The following is a 24202-nucleotide window of genomic DNA, read 5'->3' on the forward strand; positions in this document are numbered from 1 at the left end:
GTTTATTTTATCCATTATAAAAACTGATTTCAAATTTATTTATATGATTATTAATATATAGAATCACTCCTGTGTATTTATTAGAACCTATATTTTGTTGAAATTGTCCTTTGTCATTTTTTACATAAAAATATCTTTTAGAGATTTACTCACAAACTTATTTTATAAAGCCTCAAAAAAAGTGTTGATGATTTGCCACCAACACTATTTTTCTATGAAAACATTAAATTTATGATACTAAATTCCTAATAAAAATTTTCTATAACATTAACTTATAAATTTTATATTTCTTTTAAATATTTTTTTAAAAACTTTACAGCTTTTTCCGGTTCAAATTTTGAAATAAGACCTACTGATGATAAAATATATGACTTGTCAAGCAAGAATTTGGGGTTTTCAGGTTTCAAATAAGAATCATCTAAATCATTTATTGACTTTAAAATTAAAGATGGATTCTTGGAATTAATCAATACTCCACCAGTTGCTAAAAATTCTTTAGCCCTTCTCAAATCCTTACCACTTTGCTTATATATATATCTTGTACTTGTAGGAATTTTTTTTAACTTGCCAATGTGTCTTGACAATGCAGTTTTTGCTGCTAAATACCCTAAAATTTGATCAAACTTTTCTTCTTCAAGATCAGTAGGCATAAAATCTGTATTATCAAAACGCTCTTGACATCTTTTTTTCGCATCAGTATAGCCAAGGTTTTTAAAAACTTGGTCACCCAAAGACTCATAAAGAGCTGTTGCAGAATATCTCATTCCCATATCTCCCTCAACTGTCCTTTTTTCATATGGCTCATCAATTTCGGGAGCTATGATATTTTCATCTCCCCAATAAGACTTGCCAATAGAATGAATATCTGTAGTAGCTCCACCGATATCAATAGACAATAGTCTTATATCATTTACCTTGCCATAAGTTGAAATAGCATTTTGAACTGCTATTGGTGTGGGTAAAAATATTTTGCATTTTTTTGATAAGGCATCTATCCCCTTAGCTTTTGTAATTGTACTTATGAAAATTTCAGCAATTACTTTTCTTAAAGGAATATAATTTACAACATTGGTTGTTGGCATTACATTTTCAGTAAATACATATTTAATATTGGACTTATCAAAAATATCCCTAATGCAATTATTAGCCGACTCATTGCCACAACAAACAACAGGAAAACTATAATTTTTTTTAGCTATAGCTTTTGCGTTAAAAATTATATTGTAAGTATTTCCACCATTAGTTCCACCACAAAGCAATAGTATATCTGGTTTTAAATTTTCAATTTCATCAAGGTCTTTACTTGTCAATTCATAATAATATTCTTTTAAAATTCTAGCCCCACTTGAAAGGCTGGCAGTTTTACAAGCATAAGTTGTTAAGTTTTTAGAAAATCCCACAACAACAACCTTCAAACCGCCCGATGCTGAAGAGCAACCTAAAAATTCATCATATTCAAGCTTGCATTTTGCCTTAAGCTTTTCAAGTGCCTTATAAAATCCAACTCTTACATCTGAATTTACAGTAGTATAACTTTGACTAGAACCGATAACTTCTATTTTTTCAGTATCTAATAGGTTAAGCTTTGTATAAGTTGAACCTACATCTACTAAAAGATATCTCATGCAAGTTTTTCATCTACAACTTTCATTATACTTTGGTCATTTTCTTTGATTATTTTAGCAACTTTTTCCATTTTCTCTTCAAGTTCTTTTTTATAATCTTGATCTTTCAAAGAATTTAAATTAATTTTTACATTCAAAAAAGCACCTTCTGAAGCTGCTTTAATATTAATTAAAGCTACAGCAACATCTGTTATAGCATTAGAATTACCATTTTCAGCAAGTTCTTTGCAATAAGGATAAAGTTCAGTAACTTTTGTGCCTAAAGTCAATGGAACTTCTATTGCTTTTTTATAACCTTCTTGAATTTTTTCTGCCCTTATCTTTTTTTCATCTTCTGTTTCTTTTGGCAACTTCATAGCATCCATAACACCATTAAAAGAAGATGCGTCTTTATCTATAGCTTCTACAAATAAATCTTTATATTTAGCACATTCAATTTTAATTTCTTCAGCTCTTTTTGAAAAATCTGCATATTTTTTCTTTCCAATTGTTAAATTTGCAACCATAGTCAATAAAGAAGCTGCCATGGCAGCATTTAATGCTGCGATTGAGCCTCCACCTGGAGCAGGTGAGTTGGAAGCCGTTTCATTAGCAAAATCAATAATAGTTAAATCTTTAAGCATATATCCTCCTAGAATAATCCTACAATCTTACCTTCATTATCAATATCCATGTTTTGTGCTGCTGGGACTTTAGGAAGTCCTGGCATAACCATAATATTTGAAGTTTCAGCAACTATAAATCCAGCACCATTAGATATTCTAACTGTTTTTATTTCTATATCAAAATCTTCAGGGGCACCAATAATTTTTTTATCATCTGTAAATGAAAATTGTGTTTTAGCAATACATATTGGCAGTTTATCAAGACCAAGTTCGACTAATTTTTTAACTTGTTTTTTTGCGGCACTAGTAAATACAGCACCTCTACCCCCATAAATTTCTCTTACAATCTTATTTATTTTATTTTCAATTGAATCATTGGCATCATATAATAATTTAAAATCAGATTTTTCTTCATCAATAATTTTAACTAATTTTTGGGCTAAATCTTCTGCTCCTTGACCGCCTTTTTCCCAAACTTGACATAAAGACATTTCAAGACCCAAGTTCTTACAAAGAGTTTGAAGTTTGGCAATTTCAGCATCAGTATCCTGAACAAATTGATTTATGGCAACAACAACAGGAAGTCCAAATTTCTTCAGATTTTCGGCATGGCGTTTTAAATTTTCAAAACCTTTTTCCAAGGCTTCTACATTTTCTTCTTTGAGGTCATTTTTATTAACCCCGCCGTGCATCTTAAGAGCCTTTATAGTTGCAACAAGGACCACTGCATCAGGCTTAAATCCACCTATTCTGCACTTAATATTTAAAAATTTTTCTGCTCCAAGGTCTGCACCGAAACCAGCCTCTGTAATTGCATAATCACTTGTTTTTATAGCCAGCTTAGTTGCAATTATCGAATTACATCCGTGTGCAATATTTGCAAAAGGTCCACCATGAATTATCGCAGGTGTATTTTCAAGAGTTTGTACAAGGTTAGGTTTAATTGCATCTTTTAAAAGCATTGCTACTGCACCTTGTATTTGTAAATCAGAAATATATACCGGCTTTCCAGCTCTTGTATATGCGACAATAATTTTAGAAATTTTTTCTTTTAAATCTTTAAGATCCTTTGATAAACAAAGCACAGCCATAATTTCAGAGGCTACAGTTATCATAAAATGGTCTTGTCTTGGTACTCCATCAGTTTTTTTACCTAGACCATTTACTATATTTCTCAAAGACCTATCATTCATATCAACAACTCTATTCCAAGTTATATTATTAACATCAATATCAAGAGCGTTACCTTGATAGATGTGATTATCTATGCAAGCTGATACTAAATTATTAGCTGTTGAGATGGCGTGAATATCTCCTGTGAAGTGAAGATTTATATCTTCCATTGGAATTACTTGAGAATATCCTCCTCCTGTAGCTCCGCCTTTGACACCAAAAACAGGACCTAATGAAGGTTCACGAAGAGCCACAACTGATTTTTTTCCAATTCTATTAAAAGCTTGAGATAAACCGATTGAAACAGTAGATTTACCTTCCCCAGCAGGAGTTGGAGAAATTGCTGTTACTAAAACTAATTTACCATCTTCATTTTTGTTTAATCTATTTATAGCTTCCCATGAAATTTTGGCTTTATATTTACCATAATGTTCTAAGTCATCATTTTTTAGTCCAATTTTTTCACCAATTTTTTCAATAGGTTCAATTTTAGCTGCATCAGCTATTTCTATATCTGTCTTGTAATCCATTTTACCTCCATTTCTTATTAATAATTATATTATCTTATTAATAAAGTTTTATTCTTCTATCAATAAAGTTTCAAGCACTTGTTCAGCTTTTAAATCTTCAATTTGCATATAATATGCAGCTGAATCTATCAAAGCTTGTAGAGGTAAAAGTCCAATAAGTTCTGTATTCACAACGCTAAGACCATAACGTCTAGCTTCTGATTTAACCATTTCAAGTGCTTGGTAAATTCTAGTCTTTTCAAAATTTACTAAGTTCATTGAAACTTGAACTTGTCCTTTATCTTTAAGTTCTAGACCTATTGCTTTTACAAATCTAAGACCTCCACCTATATGACGAACTTTTTTAGCAATTGCATCAGCAATTTCAAGCTTATCTGTATTCAAATTAACGTTGAATGCAACAAGATGAAATCTTGCACCAACTGCAGTACATCCTGATTTTTCATTCATTTGTGCTGGACCAAAATCTGGTTTCCAATCTGGATCTTTAATTTTTTCAAAGAATCCTTCATATTGACCCTTTCTAACCTTTGCTAAATTTTTTCTTTCTTTTGTTGTAGCTGCATCTTCATATAAATATACAGGGATTCCCATATCTCCAATTGCCTTACCAACTTCATTAGCAAGTTCTACACATTCTTCAGTTGTCATTTCACTAACAGGTACAAATGGAACAACATCGACAGCACCCATTCTTGGATGAGCACCTTCATGAGTTCTCATATCTATTATTTCACTAGCAACTTTTACTGATTCTATAACAGCTTCAACGACTGCTCTTGGGTCCCCGATTACTTCAACTACTAATCTATTGTGGTCCTTATCAGGTTGATAATCAATTAACTTAATTTTTTCCTTATTTCTAAAACATTCTGTAATTTTATCTACCTTATCCAAATCACGTCCTTCAGAATAATTTGGAATACACATTACTCTTTTCATTTTTTTCCTCCTATTATTTATATATTATTAAAAATATTATTCATATACTATTTCAGTTCAAGGTTAACAGATTTTTTAACTTCTTCAAGTAACTTACCGCTATCTATAATATCAGTTGCTTTTTCAAGTTCATCATAGATTTCAATGTCCTTATCTTGTTCAATAAAGTCAACAAAATCTCTTATTACATCGTAAGCTTTTTGAGTTCCCTTGCCTAGATGAAGCTTACCATTTTCCATTTCCCTTCTGAAATCAACTGCTTGAGCAGCTATCATAAGTTCAGTTGCCAAAACTCTTTTAACGTTAAATACTACTTCACGAGCTTTTCTTGCTGCCCATTGACCCATAGATACAAAGTCTTCTTGATTTTCACAAGATGTTATTGAATCAACTGATGCAGGGTGAGCCAAAGTTTTATTTTCAGATACAATTGCTGCTGCTGCATATTGAGTAATCATAAATCCTGAATTTAGACCTGGGTGTTTAACAAGAAAAGATGGCATTCCTGAAAGTGTTGTATTTATTAGTCTTTCAATTCTTCTTTCAGAAACATTTCCTAGTTCTGAAACTGCAATAGCTAAAAAGTCAAGTGGTTGAGCCATAGGTTCACCATGGAAATTACCTCCACTAATTACATGACCTTCTCCTGTTACTATTGGATTGTCTGTTGCAGAATTTATTTCGATTTCTACCTTTTCTTTAACATATTCAATTGAATCTTTACTTGCACCATGAATTTGTGGAATACATCTAAAAGAATAAGCATCTTGTACTCTTAACTGTGCAGTATGAGTTACATATGTTGAATCTTCAAGCAATCCTCTCATATTTTTTGCAGTTGCAAGATTTCCTTCATGTGGTCTTATTGTGTGAAGTTCTTCCCAGAAAGCATCTATAATTCCTCTTGCACTTTCTATAGATAAAGCACCAGCTATATCAGCTATTTTTGCAAGTTCAATTGCATCGTAGGTTGCAAGAGCACCGGTAGCTGTTAAAATTGTTGTACCATTAATTAAAGCAAGACCTTCTTTAGCAGCAAGTTTAATAGTTTTAAGTCCTGCACGATTCATCGCTTCAGCCCCCTTTAAAAGTTCTCCTTCATAATATGCCTTTCCAAGTCCAAGCATTGGAAGAACCATATGAGCAAGTGGAGCTAAGTCACCGCTGGCACCTAGAGAACCTTTTTCAGGAATAAATGGTACTACATTTTTGTTTAACATAGCTACCAAAAGTTCAATTGTAGAAAGTCTTATTCCAGAAACACCTTTTAACAATGAATTAATTCTAATGGCAATGGATGCCCTTACTTCAGCTTCTGATAATGGATTACCATATCCTGAAGAGTGAGTTCTGATTAGATTTTCTTGTAATTGTGCGTTATCTTCTTCTGGAATGCTAACCCTTGAAAGCGAACCAAAACCGGTATTAATACCGTAAACAACTCTTTCTTCTTCAACAATTTCTTCAACAAACTTTCTTGATTTTTCAACTTCAGTTTTTGCACTTTCATCAATTTCAACTTTTTCATGAAATCTTGCAATTTTTACTAAATCTTCTAATGTAAGATTATTTCCATTTAAAACTATCATAATAATTATTCTCCTTTTTTTAACACTTTTAATTTTTAACAAAACTTTTATTTTTAGCTGCATCAAAAATTTTAATTTTTTTTGATTTAGACTTAGCTAACGAAATTATACCTTGTAAATCTTCAGACTTGAAATAAAATCTCTTAGTTATATCACCCTTGGTAAAATAAATAATTTTTAGATCTTTGTAGTCATAATCATTAGCATAAGTTAATGCGTAAATATCTTCCCAATCCCAAATCTCATAAGATTTGCTAATAAAAATATTGTAAAATATTTCAAGACCCCTACTTGTAACTACAACATATCTTTTATAAACCAAGGTTAAAAACAACACTAAAGCAATAAAAAGCCCAATTCTATAAACTGTAAAAAAACCAATTAAGGCAAAAAGAATTGTTAAAAACCACGCAATATAATTTACATAATTTTTTCTATTTTTTACATCTATATATGAGTAGATATTTCCATCTAAATCTTTCCAAGGTAAATCAAATTTCACAATAAAACCTTTCAATTAAACTATTTAATAATATATTTTTTTAACTTTTAACGAATACTAGGCGCTTTTCCTTCAGCTCTTCTCTTTTCAAGTTGAGAAACTGCATACTTATGAATTTTTTCAGGAGCATTTGGAACATTTTTAAGCATTTTTGTTTTACCAAACAAATTAGTATAAGCGCCATCAGCCCAGAAAATATTGCGTCCTAAATAAGCGGTGATAACTGCATATATTGGATTTAATAAGTTAACAAAAGCAAATGGGAAGAATTTAATAGGTGAAATTCCCAAAGTTCGCATTTGATAAGCACCACAAGCAGTCCAAGGAAACATAACAGCCCAAAGTGTACCAGCATCTTCAAGTGTTCTAGAAAGCATATTTCTTGCAAGTCCCAAATCGTCATACTTATCATCATATAATGGTGCAGGAACTCCAATACCTAAAAATTGGTCACACATTGTAGCATCACAGAAAATTGATGTCATCATTGTTGCAAGGACAAGCCCTCCAACACTATTTATTCTCTTCTTTAAATTTCCAAATAATTTTTCTACGGTACCACATTTTTCAAGGATACCTCCAAAAGATACTGCTAAAATAATAAGGTTTATTGTCCACATTTGATGGTCCATACCACCTTTAGCTAAAGCTGCATCCAAAAATTCATTTCCTGTTTCTACACTTGGTCCATAGTGAAGAACTGAAAAAATTTCTCCAAGAGATCTTGGTTCTTGGAAAATAAGTGAAAAAATCACACCTGTAAATACAGAAATCATTACACCAGGTAATCCTGGAACTCTTAAAATACAAACGACCACAATTACTAAAATTGGAATAAGTAAGAATGGGTTAATATTAAAAGAACCAATTATCGCATCTTGAATCCCCTTAGCAATTGTTGGGTCGTATGTCCCAATATTTGAACCCATACCCAAGATTGTATAAAAAATTAGTGCCAAAACAAATACTGGTCCTGTAGTTGAAACCATAGCTGTAACGTGGTCAAATAAACCAGTTTGTGCAACACCTGCTGCTAGGTTAGTTGTATCAGATAATGGTGAAAATTTATCACCAACATAAGCTCCTGAAATTGCCATGCCGGCGGTTATCGCTGGGTTAATACCAAGGCCTTGACCTATTGTCATAAAAGCAATACCTATTGTACCTGTAGCAGTCCAAGAAGAACCACAAGCAAGTCCAACAACGGCAACAAGAAGACATCCAACAGGTAAAAATAATTTTGGTGTCAAAATATCTAAACCGTAATAAATTAGAGCTGGAATTGTACCTGATATCATAAAAGATGATATTAAAAGTCCGACAGTAAGTAAAATTAATATAGCTTCCAATGTCGCATCCAATCTTTTAATCATACCAGCAACCATATCTGACCAGGTATGACCGCACATAATTCCAACAATTGAACCCACAATAATGCCAATAATTAATGGCATATGTGCAGCGTCATAGGTCCTATCGCTAAAATTAAAAACATAAATCATAAGACCAACCATTGTAAGAACAGGCAAAAGAGCTTCCAATAAATTTGGTAGCCTTACAGTTTTTTTACTATTGTCCATAATAACCTCCTTTAAAACTTTGCGCTTTGTGAAAACGCATACACATTGACTAAGCAGAAATAATCTGCGCTAAATGTATCTGATTAGAAACTAAACAGATAAGCTTTGAAAATATCCAAACAAATTTCACCATTTGGATTATTTCAAAATGAATATGATATAGGCACTTTTCATACCTAACTTCATACTTAAATTATTTCACACAGGAAAATCATTGTCAACATAAAAAAAATAAACTTTTTTGACAAAAAAGGCTAAAATACAATATGTTAGCAAGACTTTTCGATAACTGTTTAGCACAGAAAAAAGTTTTAAATAATTTATAAAATATAAAAGCCTTAATTATCAATAAATTCAGCATATGGTAAAATTTTTAAGTAAAATTTTAATCAAGATTAGAAAAATAAATACAATAAAAAAAATATTTTTATTTTTTTAATTCCCTTTCAGATACCTATAATATAATTCAAAAAATTTTTACCTTTAAATTTAAAATAATTAATGATTAAATATATTTACTTTAAAATATAATTTTATACTTACAAAAACGTGCAAATTTTATTTACACAAAAAAATCCGGGATTGTGTCCCGGAAATTTTTTATTATTATTTTACTAACTGTCTTTGATCAACAACAAGTTCTCCATCTATATAAACTTTTTTACATAGGTTTGTTGCAAAGAAATATAACAAGTAGTCTAGATTTTTGGCTTCAAATACAGATATATTTGCAGCCTTACCTTCTTCAAAAGAACCCATTGTTTTGGCTCTATCTATTGAATATGCGGCATTTATGGTAACAGCATTAAATACTTCTATTGGGGTGAGTTTTAAGGCAAAACATCCTAACTGCATAATAAATTGCAAATTTGCTGTCGGGCATGAGCCTGGGTTTGAATCAGTACAGAGGGTGATTGCCATGCCATTTTCAAGCATTTTTCTAGCTGGTGCATAAGTGTCTTCCATCAAGGAGAAAGTTGTCCCTGGCAAAAGATTACCTATTACATTATTTTCTGCAAGTGCCTTAATTGACTCATCACTTATTACCATCAAGTGTTCCGCTGATCTTACCTTTAATTCAGATGCAACTTTTGTACCACCGATGTCTGCAATTTCATCTGAATGAATACGAAGTTTAAAGCCGTTTTTTCTTGCTGCTTCGAGTATTCTTTTTGATTGTTCGGCAGTAAATACATCTTTTTCGCAAAATACATCACAAAATTCTGCCAGACCTTTTTCTTTAATTTTTGGCATCATATCAATAACAATGTCTACATATTTGTCAGGGTCATCTTTATATTTTTCTGCAATTACATGGGCAGCCATAAATGTAGGAACAAGTTCAACTTTTAAATCTTCGTTGATTTTTTTTATGACTTCTAGTTCTTTAACTTCTGTATCAAGTTCAATTCCATAGCCTGATTTTGCTTCTACAGCTGTAACCCCATGAATCATAAATTGTTCCACAAGATTTCTTGTTTTGTCATATAATGTTTCAAAGCTTGCTTCTTTTGTTGCTTTAAGTGTTGATAAAATTCCACCGCCAGCAGCTAGTATGTCAAGGTATTTCATGCCATTTAATTTCATGGCAAATTCATTTTCTCTGCTGCCACCGTAAACAAGGTGAGTATGAGCATCAATTAATCCTGGAGTAGCCACGCATCCTTTTAAGTCAACCATTTTTGTATGCTCATCTTGAAGTGATTTATAAGCATCTCCTTGTCCTATTTGTAAAATTTTACCATCTTTTATTGCAATGTAGGCATTTTTTAAAATATCAGCTTCATTCATTTCTTTTCCTCTAAGCGGTCTGCCCAAATCCTTAGGTGAAAATACTTCTTCTAAATTATATAAAATCTTATCAGCTTTCATAATAACCTCCCCTTATTTTGATAAATCATCCCAATTTAAAAACTAACCTTAATTTTAGATTTACTTAATTATTTTGTCAAGGAAAACAATTTTATAATTATGACTTTGCTAGCTAATTGGATAATATTTACAAAATGTAATTTTATTATTTATAAGTATATAAAAAAGCTTATTTATTCTGAAAACATTTTTAATTCATCAAATTAAAAATCAGTTTACAAAATTTTTTCATTGTTTTATAATTATTTAAAAAGGAGGTTGATTAACTTTTATGGATAATCAAACATTAGAAAAAGCGATGGTAGTTAGGCTGGATTTTCTTCCTGAAAAGAAATCTTTCGAGCCTGGAATAAGGCGTGCTCCAGATAGAGGATTCAGATTAACCAAAGAACAAACTAAGATTGCTCTTAAAAATGCTCTTAGATATATACCGGAAGAATATCATGAAGAACTTATTCCTGAATTTTTAGAAGAATTGACAAGTCGTGGAAGAATTTACGGCTATAGGTTTAGACCACAAGGAAGAATTTGGGGTAAAGCAATTGATGAATATAAGGGTAATTGCTTAGAAGGAAAAGCATTTCAAGTTATGATTGATAATAATCTTGACTTTGAAGTTGCTCTTTATCCATATGAACTTGTTACTTATGGAGAAACTGGTTCAGTATGTCATGACTGGATGCAATATAATCTTATAAAAAAATATTTGGAAGTTATGCATGATGACGAAACTCTTGTAATTGAATCAGGTCATCCTCTAGGACTTTTTAAATCTAGAAAAAATGCTCCAAGAGTTATCACAACAAACGGACTTATGATTGGTGAATATGATAACTTAGATGATTGGGAAATTGCTGAAGAAATGGGAGTTGCAAACTACGGTCAAATGACTGCAGGTGGATGGATGTATATAGGTCCTCAAGGTATAGTTCACGGTACTTATAACACAATTTTAAATGCAGGAAGATTAAAACTTGGTCTTGGCGAAAAAGATAATCTTAAAGGAAAACTTTTTGTATCATCTGGTCTTGGTGGCATGAGTGGTGCTCAAGGTAAGGCTGGAGATATAGCAGGAGCTGTTTCAATTATTGCAGAAGTAGATATTTCAAGAATAGAAACAAGACTTGAACAAGGCTGGATTATGAAACTTGCAGAGTCTTCTGAAGAAGCTGTTAATATGGCTTTACAAGCACAAAAAAATAAAGAAACTTTATCTATTGCATACCATGGAAATATAGTTGATCTTCTTGAATACATGGATGAAAAGAATATTCATATAGATTTATTATCTGATCAAACATCTTGTCATAATGTTTATAATGGTGGCTACTGCCCAGTGGGACTAACATTTGACCAAAGAACAGATATGTTAGGAAAAGATATTAAAAAATTTAGAGAATTAGTAAATGCTACACTTAGAAGACATTTTGAAGTAATAAAAAGACTTGTCGACAAGGGAACATATTTCTTTGACTACGGTAACTCATTTATGAAAGCAATTTTTGATTCAGGTGTAAAAGAAATATCTAAAAATGGTGTTGATGATAAAAACGGATTTATTTGGCCATCATATGTTGAAGATATTATGGGACCACTTCTATTTGACTATGGATATGGACCTTTCAGATGGGTTTGTCTTTCAGGAAAACACGAAGACCTTATAGAAACTGATAAGGCTGCTATGAGCTGTATAGATCCTGAAAGAAGATACCAAGATAGAGATAACTATAACTGGATTAGGGATGCAGAAAAAAATAAATTAGTTGTAGGAACTCAAGCTAGAATACTATACCAAGATGCAAAAGGTAGGGTTGCTATTGCACATAAATTTAATGAATTAGTAAGAGAAGGAAAAATCGGACCTGTAATGATGGGTCGTGACCACCATGATGTATCAGGAACTGATTCACCTTTCAGAGAAACATCAAATATTAAAGATGGTTCCAATGTAATGGCAGATATGGCAACACAATGTTTCGCAGGAAACTGTGCAAGAGGAATGAGCCTTGTTGCTCTTCACAATGGCGGTGGTGTTGGAATTGGCAAAGCGATTAACGGAGGATTCGGACTTGTACTAGATGGTTCTGAGCGTGTAGATGAAATAATAGATTTATCTCTAACATGGGATGTTATGAGTGGCGTAGCCAGAAGAAGTTGGGCTAGAAATGAACACGCTATGGAGGTTTCAGTAGAATTTAACGATGAAAAAACAGGAGTTATTACTCTTCCCTATTTAGTTGATGATAAGTTAATTGAAGATGCTGTAAAAAACATTAAATAAGCTTTATTAAAAAATTAAGTCGGGTGCTTATCCGACTTATTTTTTAATTTACATAATATTTTAAAAATTTACAAAAGATTGTTTGTTTTACATAATACTTTTTTTATTTTTAATTTTAATATATACTTTAATAGTATGAAAGGAGGTTTTTTATGAAATACCAAGAAATTGTAAAGGGTAATTTTATAGAAAGGATAAATAGATTTATAGGTAAAGTTATTATAGATGGGAAAGAAGAATTGGTTTATATACCAAACACCGGAAGGTGTGAAGAACTTTTTATTAGAAATGCTCAGTGCTATCTAAGTAAAAATGATTCTCCTAAAAGAAAAACAAAATATACTCTTACATCTATATTGAAAAACGAAATACTTATAAATGTTGATTCCACAGCTCCTAATAACGTTGTTGAAGAAGCAATCAAAGAAAATAAAATAGATTTTGGTTTTGAAGTTAAAGGTTATAAGAGAGAATTTAAATTTGATAAAAGTAGATTTGATTTTTACTTAGAAGGTGAAAATAAAAAAGCCTTTTTGGAAGTAAAGGGTGTAACTCTTGAAAATAATGGACTGGCATCTTTTCCTGATGCACCTACAAAAAGAGGTTTAAAACACATAAAAGAGCTTTCTATGGCTATTGATGAGGGATATGATGCCTATATATTATTTTTAATTCAAATGCATGGTCCCAATGAATTTTTCCCCAATTATAAAAGACATTACGACTTTGCTAAGGAATTAGAAATGGATAACCAAAAGGGAGTAAAGGTTCTAGTTTATGATTCTCTTGTAAGTCCATATGAAATAAAAATTCTTGATAAAATAAACTATAATTTGGACCATATTATTTTAAGACTGGCTGAATTTTCCGATAAAAAAGCTATAGAAAAGATTTATGATGATGGTTCAAAATCTCTTCATGCAATGGGTGTAGACCAATGGCAAGGAAGTTATAAACCTAACCTTTCCAATATGCAAGAACTCTTAAATAAAGAAGAGCTTTTTGTATTAGAAGATAAGGTTCCTGTGGCGACTGCTATTTTACAAACTTATGATTCAGATTATGAAGATATAAGAGGAGAATACCTCTATGGAAAAAAATATTTAAGTATCCATAGGTTTGCTGTAGCTGGAAACCACAGAAATAAAGGCTATGCCAGAAAACTTTTAAATAAAATTGAAGATTTGGCAGTTGAAATGGGGCTTAATGTATTAAGAATTGACACTCACAAGGATAATTATAAAATGCAACATATTTTACGTTCATGTGGCTTTAGATTTGCCGGTGTTATTTATTTTAAAGGTAAGCTGCCCAGAGATTCTTTCGAAAAACCCCTGCGCATAAAATAATGCCATGAACGAAAATAATAAAATGATTTTTAGACTTTGCAAAAAATCAGATAAAGAAAAAATACTAAAAATTTATGATGACGGCTCAAAAGCCTTAAATAAATTGGGAGTGGACCAATGGCAAGGCTCTAAGAAACCTAATCTTGATAATTTAGAAGAACTAATCACAAATAAAAATCTATACGTTCTTGAAAGTGATGATATAATTGCCACAGCCCTTTTAAGAAATTACGATAAAGATTATGATAATATTGATGGCAAATGGGTCTATGAAGGACCATATATAGTTATTCATAGATTTGCTACTAAATCAGAAATTCACCGTAAGGGCTATGGCAAATTTCTTTTTAAAGAGATAGAAAAATTTGCAAAAAATAACAATATAGATATTTTAAGAATTGATACTCATGAAGAAAATCTTCCCATGCTTGGTCTTTTAAAATCTTTAGCTTTTAAATACAGGGGTATTATCTATATAGACGGCAAAGATAAAAGGTTAGCTTTTGAAAAAAAACTAACCTAAACCAAGTACCTCAAAAGAATCGTTGCAAGACCTAGAAATATAAAAAATCCACAGGTATCTGTAAATGTCGTTAAGAAAATAGAAGATGCAACAGCGGGGTCAATATTAAATTTATCAAGTAATAGGGGTATCAAAAATCCTGTTATTCCTGCTATTATCATATTACCAATCATAGATAAAAATAATATTATGGCTAAATATATATTATTAGACCACATCGTAAAAATACCAGCGGTGATTATCCCAATGACAGCCCCTTGCAAAAATCCAAGAATGATTTCTTTCATGATAAGATTAAAATCTTCCTTAAGGGAAATCTCTCCCCTTGCAAGAGAAGTTAATACAATTGATAAGGTCTGACTTCCAGAGTTTCCACCCATACCTGTAACTATAGGCATAGCTACTGATAAAACTACAACTTTTGAAATCGTAGGTTCAAATTGTTTAACAACAGATGAAGCTAAAAATGCTGTTAGTAGATTTATGATAAGCCACGGCAATCTGGATTTTACAGATTTTACAATTCCTGAATCTAAATCTTCATTTCCCACCCCATGCATAGCAAGCATATCTTCGTTTAACTCATCTTCAATTACAGGGATAATATCTTCTGATGTTATTACCCCTAGGATTGCTTTATTTTGATTTAGAACAGGTAAGACTGTCAAATCATATTTAGTAAATAAGTTAGCTGCAATTTCCTGATCATCTCTACCGTACACATAAAAATTCAATTGTTCATATAAATCTTTTAGTAGATCCTCATCATCTGCAGTTAAAATTGTCCTCAAAGTTACATAACCTTTGAGCCTGTGCATATAATCAGTAATAAAAATTTCATCAATTATTTCTGTTTCAGGAGAAATTTGTTTAATTTTATTGAGGGCATCTTGGGCAGTTAAATTTTCTCTTAAAGAGATAAAATTTGTACTCATTATGCCCCCTGCTGTATCTTCGTCAAAGGACAAAATCATCTTCAAGATGTTGGAATCTGATGTTTTCATAATTTTTAAAATTTCTTTACGCCTAACTGTGGGTAAATATCCCAAAAGATCTGCCACATCAGAATTTTTCATATGCGAAAATATTTCTATTAGCTGAAAATCATTAAAAGATTTAGATATTCTTACGGCAAATTCCTCGTCACAAACTTCAAAAATTTCTGCCACATTTACATCTTTACATAGCCTTAAAAATTTAAAAAGATTCTCATCAGATAAGTCTTCAAGTTCATCTAAAATATCAACAACATGGTATTGTTCAAATAATCTATTGGCTAAAAACTCATCTCTTCCTTTAATTATCACACCAATCTCTTTTGAAATATTATCCATATTTACCTCACTTATCTCTACAGCCTTCTAGTTCAATCAGAAATCTTGACATCTCATTTTTAATATTATTCCTATAGTAAGGATATATCAAAAAAAGATTTTCCTTGGTTCTTGTCATAGCAACATAAAATAATCGTCTTTCCTCTTCTAATCCTAATGTATCATCAGGCAAAATATCTATAGCACTCTTAGAAGGAATATTTCCATCAATTAAATCAATCATAAATACATTAGTAAATTCTAATCCTTTTGATGAGTGAATAGTTGAGAGGAATAAATTTATATTTGAATCATTAGGTTTTCTCAATAAAAACTGCAAATGTTTAAGTCTACCAATAAATTCATCAATATCTTTAGCATTTTCACCAATCAAGCTTATATAAAATAGATACTCAGAAATAGAATTCATATTTTCTCCGAGTCTCTTTGCATTTTCCTCTAAATACTTATTATAACCCATTTCATATAGAATGAAAGATAAAGCCTTAGATAATTTCATGTTTTTTAATATTTTAAAATCACTGGCAAGTTTAGAAATATTTTTTAAATAATATGGTGGCAAATTAGGATATGCCATTAATTCTTTAAAAATATTATCAGTAACTTTATTTTTTAAATAAGCAATATGCCTTTTTGAAATATAGCCTTCAAGTTTGTAATAAAATTTTTGATAGAGAGCTAAATTTGATAAGTCATTTGAAAAATTAATAATATCAATTATATCCCTAACTATAAAATGAGAGAAAAACTTATTTTTGTTATCTTTAATATTAAAATCAATATTGTTTCTTACCAAAAATTCAACAAGACCTATGGCAGAAAGATTGTTTCTATATAAAATTGCACAGCTACCTTGCAATTTCGGCAATTTATCCCTAATAAATTCGTACTGATCCAAAGAGTTCTTTAGTTTAATCAGCTCAACTGGATTTTTCCAATCATTATTTGTGCAAATAGCTTTTTTGAAACGATTCTGATTTTGCCCAATAAATAAATTTGAAATATTAACAATATTTTTTGAAGACCTGAAATTCTCTTCCATATAATAGATTTTTAAATCCTCATAAGTTTCATTTAACTTCAATAATTCATCAGGTTTTGCTCCTCTAAAACCATAAATACTTTGGTCATCATCAGCAACAATAAAAATATTATCTTTAGGCTTAGCCAAAAGTTTTAAAATTAAAAATTGCACATAAGAAGTATCCTGACCCTCATCGAGCTGAATAAAATCAAAATAAGACCTGTACTTATTCTTAAAATAGGCATCATCTTTTAAAATTTTGTAAGTTAAAGTAAGCATATCATCAAAATCAATATAATGATTTTCTTTCTTATAATTTTCATAAGACAGAAAAATCTTTTGAAAATTAGCAGTCTGACAATTAAAATTGTTCTCAAAAGATGAGGGATTAAGAAGCAAATTTTTACAAAGGGAAATTTCATTAGAAGTCATATCCAATAAATCTTCAGTTGGATAAGTATTATTAATTGAAATATAGATATTTTTTAAAACCTGATTTTTCAATGATTTTTTTTCTTCAATAAGCTTATAATTTTTACCACGAACCCTTGCATAATCAAGAAGTATTTTATATGAAAAAGCATGAATAGTTAAAAAATTAGTATTCAAATTAGAAGAAATTTTAGAAAATCTCTTTGACATTTCATTAGTTGCTGCCTTAGAAAAAGTTATAGTTAAAATTCTTTTGGCATCTACGCCCGTTTTTATAAGATTTAAAGTTCTGTGTAAAAGTATAGTCGTCTTGCCTGCCCCAGGAACAGCTAAAACAAGTGCCGGTCCATCTCTATGTAAAGTTACTAATTTTTGTTTTTCTGTAAGTTCCAAAAAAATTCCCTCCATAATTAGTCTATACTATTTTTTTAGTTTTTTAAATCTATTTTTTTAAGGTCAAGTGTATTATAATAAAGATAATGGGAGTGATAATATGTTAATGACAAATTTTTTACAAAAAAGGAAATCTGTTAGAGATTTTAAAAATAAGAAAATTCCTGCAGATGTATTGGCTAAAATAAAAGAGAATATGAAAGTCATAGACAATCTAGATGCGATGGCTAAATTTTATCTATTTGAAAACGGTAGCATAATTTATAAAGGACTGGACGGAAAAGCCGGCTATAATGGAGTTATGATTGAAGCACCCCACTACATAGGTCTTGAATTTAATAAAGACTCTGAAGTAAATATTCTAAAAAGTGGATATTTGTTAGAAAAGCTGAACACTGAAATTGTTAATTTGGATTTAGACACCTGCTGGATAACCGTTTTTGAAGTAGATGACAAGGCAAAAAAATCTTTATTTGGTGAAAATGGTGCAAATATTGATTATCTAATAGCTATAGGTTACGGTAAAAAGAAAAAATTATTTGATTTAGCTGTTACTCAAGAAAGACTTTCTGTTGAAGAGATAGTATCTAAAGGCAGTTTATCAGAACCTATAACAGCCGAATTTCTTGAAAATAGGGGACTTTTTGACTTGTTCTCCTCAATCAGATATGCACCTAGCCACAAAAATTTCCAACCATGGAGATTTATGATAAAAGATGAATCTGTTTATGCCTATATGGTCAAAAAAGATGGAGAAGACAAAGCTTCATTAATAGATATGGGAATAATTTTATTCTACTTTGAAGAAATGGCAAAAACAATTGGCATAAGTCACAAATGGAATATTGAATTAGAGGATAAAGGAGAATATATACAAGTAGGTAATTTTAAATTATAATTCATAAAAAAATAAAATAAATCTTTTCATTAAAATAGGGACGCTGACTGAGCAGTCCCTATTTTTATTCCCCATCTTACTTTTTATACTTAATATAGTCTTCTATTATTAGAGGTATCTGAATTACAGTTAAAAATATATAGCAAAGACTATAATTTATATTTTCATATGACATACTATAAGAATCAAAAAAAGCTCCCAGTCTTATAACTGAGAGCTTGAAATAGCTAAAATTATTTATTTTCTTCTTTTTCTAAAACTGCTGTTGCCGTTTTTGTGGAAGGTTCAGCTTGAGTTTCTTCTTTAGCTTTTTGAGCTGCAAGCTTTTTTGCTTCCATTTCTTTTTGTTTTCTTTCCTTTTCTCTTTCTTTCATCTTAGCAACTCTGTCCGGATATTCACAGAAAATTGCTCCTGTAGGACATACTGAAACACACTTGCCACAGTTGATACATTTTTCATAGTCAATTCTTGCCAAGTTATCTTCAACATGAATTGCATCTTTAGGGCAGTTCTTTTCACACATCTTACATGATATACATCCAATGTTACAGTTAGCTCTTACAATCTTACCAACATCATTAGACATACACTTAACAACTGTTTTAGATTTATAAGGTACTAATTTAATTATTCCCTTAGGACAAATATTAATACACTTCATACAAGCTACGCACTTTTCCTTGTCTACTTGTGCAACTCCATCTACCATATGTATGGCATCAAATTCACAAACAGATACGCAAGTTCCTCCGCCACAGCACCCAAATGAACAAGCTTTTTGTCCTTTTTGAAAATCTGAAATTAATCTGCAATCAACAAGGTCATGATAATCATATTTATTTTTAGCCTTACCACAAGTTCCTTGACATAAAACACAGGCTACATTTCTTTCAACATTTCCTGCATTGACACCCATTAGTTCTGCGATTTTTTCTGCTGTATCATTGCCACCAATAACACATCCATTTACTGGTGCCTTACCACTACATATGGCACTTGCCATACCGTCACATCCCGGAAAGCCACATGCCCCGCAGTTGGCACCAGGTAGGGCATTTCTTACTGCAATAACCTTAGGGTCTTGTTTTATATAAAATATTTTTGAAGCTACTGAAAGAATTACCCCAAAAAATGACCCTGTAATTCCCAAAAATAAAATAGGATATAAGATTGATTTTAAGTCCATATTCTCCTCCTATACCAATCCGCCAAAACCTGAAAATGCTAAAGCCATTAGGCCTGCACTAACAAGTGCTATAGGAACTCCTTGCAAAGCTTTAGGTACATTACCAATGGCAAGTTTTTCTCTTAAACATGACATAAAAAGTAATGCAAGAGTAAAGCCCACAGAAGCCCCAAAACCTGAAAATATTGTTTCTATTAAATTGTATTCTTTTTGAATGTTTAAAACTGCTACACCAAGCACAACACAGTTTGTTGTAATAAGTGGAAGGTAAACCCCCATTGCCGTGTACAGAGCAGGCGATGCCTTTTTTATAAACATTTCAACAAATTGTACTAAAGATGCAATAACAAGAATAAATGCTATTGTCTGTAAGTAAGCAATATTTAAAGGATTTAGTATGAAAATTTGAATCATCCAAGTTAAGGCAGAAGCTAAAACAACTACAAATGTTACTGCAATTCCCATACCAATTGCTGTATCAACTTTTGCAGAAACTCCCAAGAAAGGACATACTCCCAAAAATTGTGCAAATACGTAATTATTAACTAAAATTGTAGATACCAATATTACAAAAATACTCTTTAACATCAATCTGCCCTCCTTGTTAATAAGTTTTTAAAAGCTGCTATAACAAAACCTAAAAGTATGAAGGCTCCAGCAGGAGCAGCTAAAATCCCAATTCCTGGATAGATTTCTTTTGGTATAATTTGAATGTTTAATAAAGATCCATATCCAAAAAATTCACGGACAACACCCATTATTAAAACAGCCAATGTATAACCTACTCCTGTTCCTAAACCATCCACTAATGATGGAATTAATTTGTTCTTATAAGCGAATCCTTCAGCTTCACCTAAAATACAACAGTTTACAACTATTAATGGTAAAAATATACCAAGAGCTAAATAAATTGGGGTTGCATAGGCTTGCAAGATCATTTGAACTAATGTAACGAAAGTTGCAATAACAACTATAAAACAAGGTATTCTAATTTTATCTGGTATAACATTTCTTAATGCTGAAACAACTCCATTTGACATAATAAGTACAAAGGTTACTGCAATTCCCATTGAAACAGAATTTACAACATTGTTTGTAATTGCAAGAACTGAACAAAGACCTATCAATTGAATAAAAGTCGGATTGTTTTTGAGCATGGCATCTGTAAATACTTTACTTAATTTCAACTTCTCCACCTACTTTCCTTCTTTTAAATACTTATTATAAACATCTATAACTGCATTATCCCCTGCAAGGACTCCCTTAGATGTTACTGTTGCACCAGTAAGCCATGGAATTTGATTTTCCTTATCTGGGTTTGGTGATAATTCCACAGGAACCGCGGCAGATTTTCCTTCATAAAGCGGATAATACTCTTCAGTCGTTATTCTCGTACCGAAACCAGAGGTTTCTTGATTTGAAATATTTCTAAAACCAGCAATTTTATCACCATCTAATAAAATTCCTATAGCATTTATCATATCTCCACCGAAACCTGTTGCCTTAAAGTTGATGCCATAACCAACAACTTTGCCATCTTTTTGGGCTATAAAAATTTTATCAATTGCTTTGTTTTCTTCTTTTATTTTATTAAGTTTATCTTGGTCATATTCTTTGAAATCATCTGCTGCATCTCCAAATATCGATTCATAACTTGCAAGAGCTTTTTCAAGTTCTGCTTGAGCAATAATTGGGGCCGTAAACCCATTTGCTACTGACAAAAGACCGGCGGAAAATACACAGAAAAATAAAAGAATTAATCCAAATTTAATATGCTCTTTCATTTATTTGACCTCCCCGTAAGCTTGGGTTCTTGTAAATTTATCAATGACAGGTGTGCAAATATTCATAAGACATATTGCATATGAAACACCTTCAGGAAGAGATGCTTTAACTCTTATTATGGCTGTTAAAAATCCACAACCGATAGCAAAAATTATTCTGCCCTTTTTAGTAATTGGATTTGTAGCATAATCTGTTGCCATAAAGCAAGCTCCCAAGATTAATCCTCCTGCCAAAATTTCATAAGGTATAACATCAATAGGTATCCCCAAAATAACAAGGGTAATGGCACATACTCCAATATAAATTACAGGAATTTGAACTGAAACAACCTTTCTTATAACTAGATATAAAAATCCAAGTAAAAGTAATATTGAAGATGTTTCTCCTATAACTCCACCAATATTACCTATAGCCATATTAAAAAGTGATGGCAATTTTTCATAAGCTCCTGAACCTATTAATTTTAATGGAGTTGCAGCACTTACCATATCAACTTGACTTAAAGAGCTAACTCCATTTTTAACCATCTCAGGGCTAAGATAATCAGTCATACGTTTTGTCCAAGAAGCCATAAGCACAAGTCTTCCCGCCAAAGCTGGATTCATAAAGTTAAATCCTATACCACCGAAACATTCTTTTACTATTAAAATTGCAAATATATCTCCAAAAATAAGTTCAAATACTGGCATTGTAATAGGTACATTGAAAGCAATCAATATTCCTGTAACAACGGCAGATAAATCACCTATTTGAATGGGTTTTTTAAGTAATTTTTGAGTGACATATTCAGTAAGAACACAAGCTAAAGATGACACACATATTAATAATAAAGACCTCATACCGAAGAAATAAACTGAGCCAATAATTGCTGGTACAAGTGCAATTATCACATCTAGCATAATCTTTCTAACGGTATCATTAGACCTAATATGTGGTGCCAGTGAAACAAAATATTCGGAACCAGTCACTTCTTTTTTTAAATTATTTTCCATTTGCTCCTCCTATTTCCTCTTTGCTCTTTGAGCCATCTTTAATTCACGCTTAGCAAGCTTTGTTGATGCTGATAAGTGTCTTTTTGCAGGACATACAAAAGAGCATATTCCACACTCCATACATTGATCTGCATGAAGTTCTTCACAAATATCTAGTCTGCCACGTAAAATTGCTGCATTTATATCTGTTGGGTTGATATTAGCTGGGCAATGATCAACACATCTTGAGCATCTAATACATGGACTTTCTTCAATAGAATTTTCTTCCTTATCTGTAAAAACTAAGATACCGGAAGTAGTTTTTGTAATAGGAGAATTCAAATTAAAGACAGACTTACCAGTCATTGGTCCGCCACAAATAATTTCTTTATAATCTTCAACAACTCCACCACAGAAATCTAAAATTTCTCCTACTGGAGTTCCTATTTTTACTAATATATTTTTGGGTTCTTTAATACCTGAACCACTAACAGTTATGACACGTTCATAGGTTGGCTTACCTTTAACCATTGCTTCAGAAAATGCAAGTGTTGTTCCAACGTTTGTTAAAAACAAACCAACATCATTTGTAACCCCATTTTGTGGTACAATTTTACCAATTACCGCTTCAGATAATCTCTTAGAATCACCTTGAGGGTATTTGGTTTGACATCCTACAACTTTCAAGTGAGACCAGTTTGGATGTTTTGAAATAACTTCTTCCATTTTTGCTATGGCATCTGGTTTATTTTCTTCAATCGCCATATATGAAACCTTTTGATTATAAAAGAAAGAAAATATATCTAAACCTTCTAATATTTCTTCAGTTCTTTCTAACATAATCCTATGGTCGCATGTTAAAAATGGCTCACATTCAGCCCCATTTATTATACATTCATCTAATGGAGGATTTTCACCTTTCAGCTTAGCATGAAGAGGAAAACCAGCTCCTCCCATTCCTACGATTCCCATATCCTTCACAAAAGGAATTAAATCATCAACAGGATGTTCTCTGTAATCTAAAAATGGTTTGAATTCAACTTGTTCTCCAAGACCATCATTTTTAATGATTACACAGTCACAATACCTTGCATCAGCTGTGTACATTTTTTCAATACCAATTACCTCTCCTGAAACACTGGCATGAACAGCAGCTGAAATAAAAGCATCAGATTTTCCCACAATTTGACCAACTTTAACCTTATCGCCCTTTTTTACAGTAGGTGTATTTGGGGCACCTATATGCTGAGACATAGGTATGTAAACAATTTCAGGATCCGGCATCCTCTCAATTGCAATTTTCTCAGTTAAAGTTTTGTGTTCGTCCATATGAACTCCGCCAATAGAAAACGTGAGATTTCTTGAACTCATAAAACTTCACCCCTTATTTAACAAATAAATAATAGCTATTTAATAATAACTTTGATTTCATTATAGCACTAATTTTTCATTATGTATATGTAAAATAATAAAAATATCACTTTATAAACCCCTAAGTGTCCTAATTTATAGTTTTTATCATATATAAGAACAAAAAATTTTTTTAATTTATCTATTAAAAAAAATAAATACATGGTTAAAATCCCCTATTTTTTATATTTTTTTAA

Annotated in this window: 20 protein-coding genes; 4 read left to right on the forward strand and 16 right to left on the reverse strand. The window is 31.3% G+C overall.

Going from position 1 to position 24202, the window contains the following annotated elements; all coding sequences use genetic code 11:
• Positions 1–281 precede the first annotated feature (281 nt).
• From glmL to hutI, 8 genes are all read right to left on the reverse strand, one after another.
• The gene (gene glmL / locus F594_RS0105555; RefSeq protein WP_019034845.1) at positions 282–1625 is read right to left on the reverse strand and encodes a methylaspartate mutase accessory protein GlmL; all 1344 of its coding nucleotides are present in this window, start codon (positions 1623–1625) and stop codon (positions 282–284) included.
• Complete coding sequence (locus tag F594_RS0105560) at positions 1622–2248, reverse strand: cyclodeaminase/cyclohydrolase family protein (RefSeq protein ID WP_019034846.1); 627 nt, start codon at positions 2246–2248, stop codon at positions 1622–1624. The genes glmL and F594_RS0105560 overlap by 4 nt, the downstream gene beginning before the upstream one ends.
• Positions 2249–2256: 8 nt before the next feature.
• Complete coding sequence (locus F594_RS0105565; protein WP_019034847.1) at positions 2257–3933, reverse strand: formate--tetrahydrofolate ligase; 1677 nt, start codon at positions 3931–3933, stop codon at positions 2257–2259.
• A 48-nt stretch (positions 3934–3981) separates the two neighbouring features.
• Positions 3982–4875 carry a glutamate formimidoyltransferase gene (gene ftcD / locus F594_RS0105570; RefSeq protein WP_019034848.1) on the reverse strand — a complete coding sequence of 298 codons (894 nt, stop codon included), beginning with the start codon at positions 4873–4875 and terminating at the stop codon, positions 3982–3984.
• Positions 4876–4922: 47 nt separating this feature from the next.
• Positions 4923–6464 (reverse strand): histidine ammonia-lyase, encoded by a 1542-nt coding sequence (gene hutH / locus F594_RS0105575; RefSeq protein ID WP_019034849.1) that lies wholly within the window; start codon positions 6462–6464, stop codon positions 4923–4925.
• 28 nt (positions 6465–6492) lie between these two features.
• Positions 6493–6966 carry a hypothetical protein gene (locus tag F594_RS0105580; protein WP_019034850.1) on the reverse strand — a complete coding sequence of 158 codons (474 nt, stop codon included), beginning with the start codon at positions 6964–6966 and terminating at the stop codon, positions 6493–6495.
• 47 nt (positions 6967–7013) lie between these two features.
• The gene (nhaC, locus tag F594_RS0105585) at positions 7014–8546 is read right to left on the reverse strand and encodes a Na+/H+ antiporter NhaC (protein ID WP_019034851.1); all 1533 of its coding nucleotides are present in this window, start codon (positions 8544–8546) and stop codon (positions 7014–7016) included.
• A 606-nt stretch (positions 8547–9152) separates the two neighbouring features.
• A complete protein-coding gene (hutI, locus tag F594_RS0105590) occupies positions 9153–10418 on the reverse strand; it encodes an imidazolonepropionase (protein ID WP_019034852.1) in 1266 nt (421 codons plus the stop codon).
• 271 nt (positions 10419–10689) lie between these two features.
• Here hutI and F594_RS0105595 point away from each other — a divergent pair, with 271 nt between their 5' ends.
• The 3 genes from F594_RS0105595 to F594_RS0105605 all read left to right on the forward strand — a co-directional run bounded on the left by F594_RS0105595 (position 10690) and on the right by F594_RS0105605 (position 14571).
• Positions 10690–12699, forward strand: a complete 2010-nt coding sequence (locus F594_RS0105595; protein WP_019034853.1) for a urocanate hydratase — start codon at positions 10690–10692, stop codon at positions 12697–12699.
• A gap of 152 nt (positions 12700–12851) precedes the next feature.
• A complete protein-coding gene (gene sfsA, locus F594_RS0105600; protein WP_019034854.1) occupies positions 12852–14048 on the forward strand; it encodes a DNA/RNA nuclease SfsA in 1197 nt (398 codons plus the stop codon).
• A 4-nt stretch (positions 14049–14052) separates the two neighbouring features.
• Positions 14053–14571 carry a GNAT family N-acetyltransferase gene (locus tag F594_RS0105605; protein ID WP_036746275.1) on the forward strand — a complete coding sequence of 173 codons (519 nt, stop codon included), beginning with the start codon at positions 14053–14055 and terminating at the stop codon, positions 14569–14571.
• Here F594_RS0105605 and mgtE read toward each other — a convergent pair.
• Both mgtE and F594_RS0105615 read right to left on the reverse strand, forming a co-directional pair.
• Positions 14568–15905, reverse strand: a complete 1338-nt coding sequence (mgtE, locus tag F594_RS0105610) for a magnesium transporter (protein ID WP_019034856.1) — start codon at positions 15903–15905, stop codon at positions 14568–14570. The two genes, F594_RS0105605 and mgtE, sit on opposite strands and share 4 nt — an antisense overlap.
• Before the next feature lie 7 nt (positions 15906–15912).
• The gene (locus tag F594_RS0105615) at positions 15913–17754 is read right to left on the reverse strand and encodes an ATP-dependent helicase (RefSeq protein ID WP_019034857.1); all 1842 of its coding nucleotides are present in this window, start codon (positions 17752–17754) and stop codon (positions 15913–15915) included.
• Positions 17755–17854: 100 nt separating this feature from the next.
• Between F594_RS0105615 and F594_RS0105620 the strand changes: the two genes are divergently transcribed.
• Complete coding sequence (locus F594_RS0105620) at positions 17855–18652, forward strand: nitroreductase family protein (protein ID WP_019034858.1); 798 nt, start codon at positions 17855–17857, stop codon at positions 18650–18652.
• Between the two features lie 233 nt (positions 18653–18885).
• Here the strand turns inward: F594_RS0105620 and F594_RS0105625 are convergent, their stop codons facing one another.
• Genes F594_RS0105625 through rsxC form a run of 6 tightly spaced genes read right to left on the reverse strand, consistent with a single transcriptional unit; the run spans position 18886 to position 23966 of the window.
• A complete protein-coding gene (locus tag F594_RS0105625; RefSeq protein WP_019034859.1) occupies positions 18886–19839 on the reverse strand; it encodes an RnfABCDGE type electron transport complex subunit B in 954 nt (317 codons plus the stop codon).
• A 9-nt stretch (positions 19840–19848) separates the two neighbouring features.
• A complete protein-coding gene (gene rsxA, locus F594_RS0105630) occupies positions 19849–20427 on the reverse strand; it encodes an electron transport complex subunit RsxA (protein ID WP_009345562.1) in 579 nt (192 codons plus the stop codon).
• A complete protein-coding gene (gene rsxE, locus F594_RS0105635; RefSeq protein ID WP_009345501.1) occupies positions 20427–21026 on the reverse strand; it encodes an electron transport complex subunit RsxE in 600 nt (199 codons plus the stop codon). Before rsxE ends, rsxA begins: the two co-directional genes overlap by 1 nt.
• 9 nt (positions 21027–21035) lie before the next feature.
• Positions 21036–21623 (reverse strand): FMN-binding protein, encoded by a 588-nt coding sequence (locus tag F594_RS0105640; RefSeq protein ID WP_019034860.1) that lies wholly within the window; start codon positions 21621–21623, stop codon positions 21036–21038.
• Entirely contained in the window at positions 21624–22616 is a 993-nt protein-coding gene (locus tag F594_RS0105645; RefSeq protein WP_019034861.1) for an RnfABCDGE type electron transport complex subunit D, read from the reverse strand.
• 9 nt (positions 22617–22625) lie between these two features.
• Positions 22626–23966, reverse strand: coding sequence for an electron transport complex subunit RsxC (gene rsxC / locus F594_RS0105650; RefSeq protein ID WP_019034862.1), 1341 nt, complete (start codon positions 23964–23966; stop codon positions 22626–22628).
• Positions 23967–24202 lie beyond the last annotated feature (236 nt).

The organism is Peptoniphilus lacrimalis DSM 7455 (genome assembly GCF_000378725.1).
Taxonomy (GTDB): domain Bacteria; phylum Bacillota; class Clostridia; order Tissierellales; family Peptoniphilaceae; genus Peptoniphilus_A; species Peptoniphilus_A lacrimalis.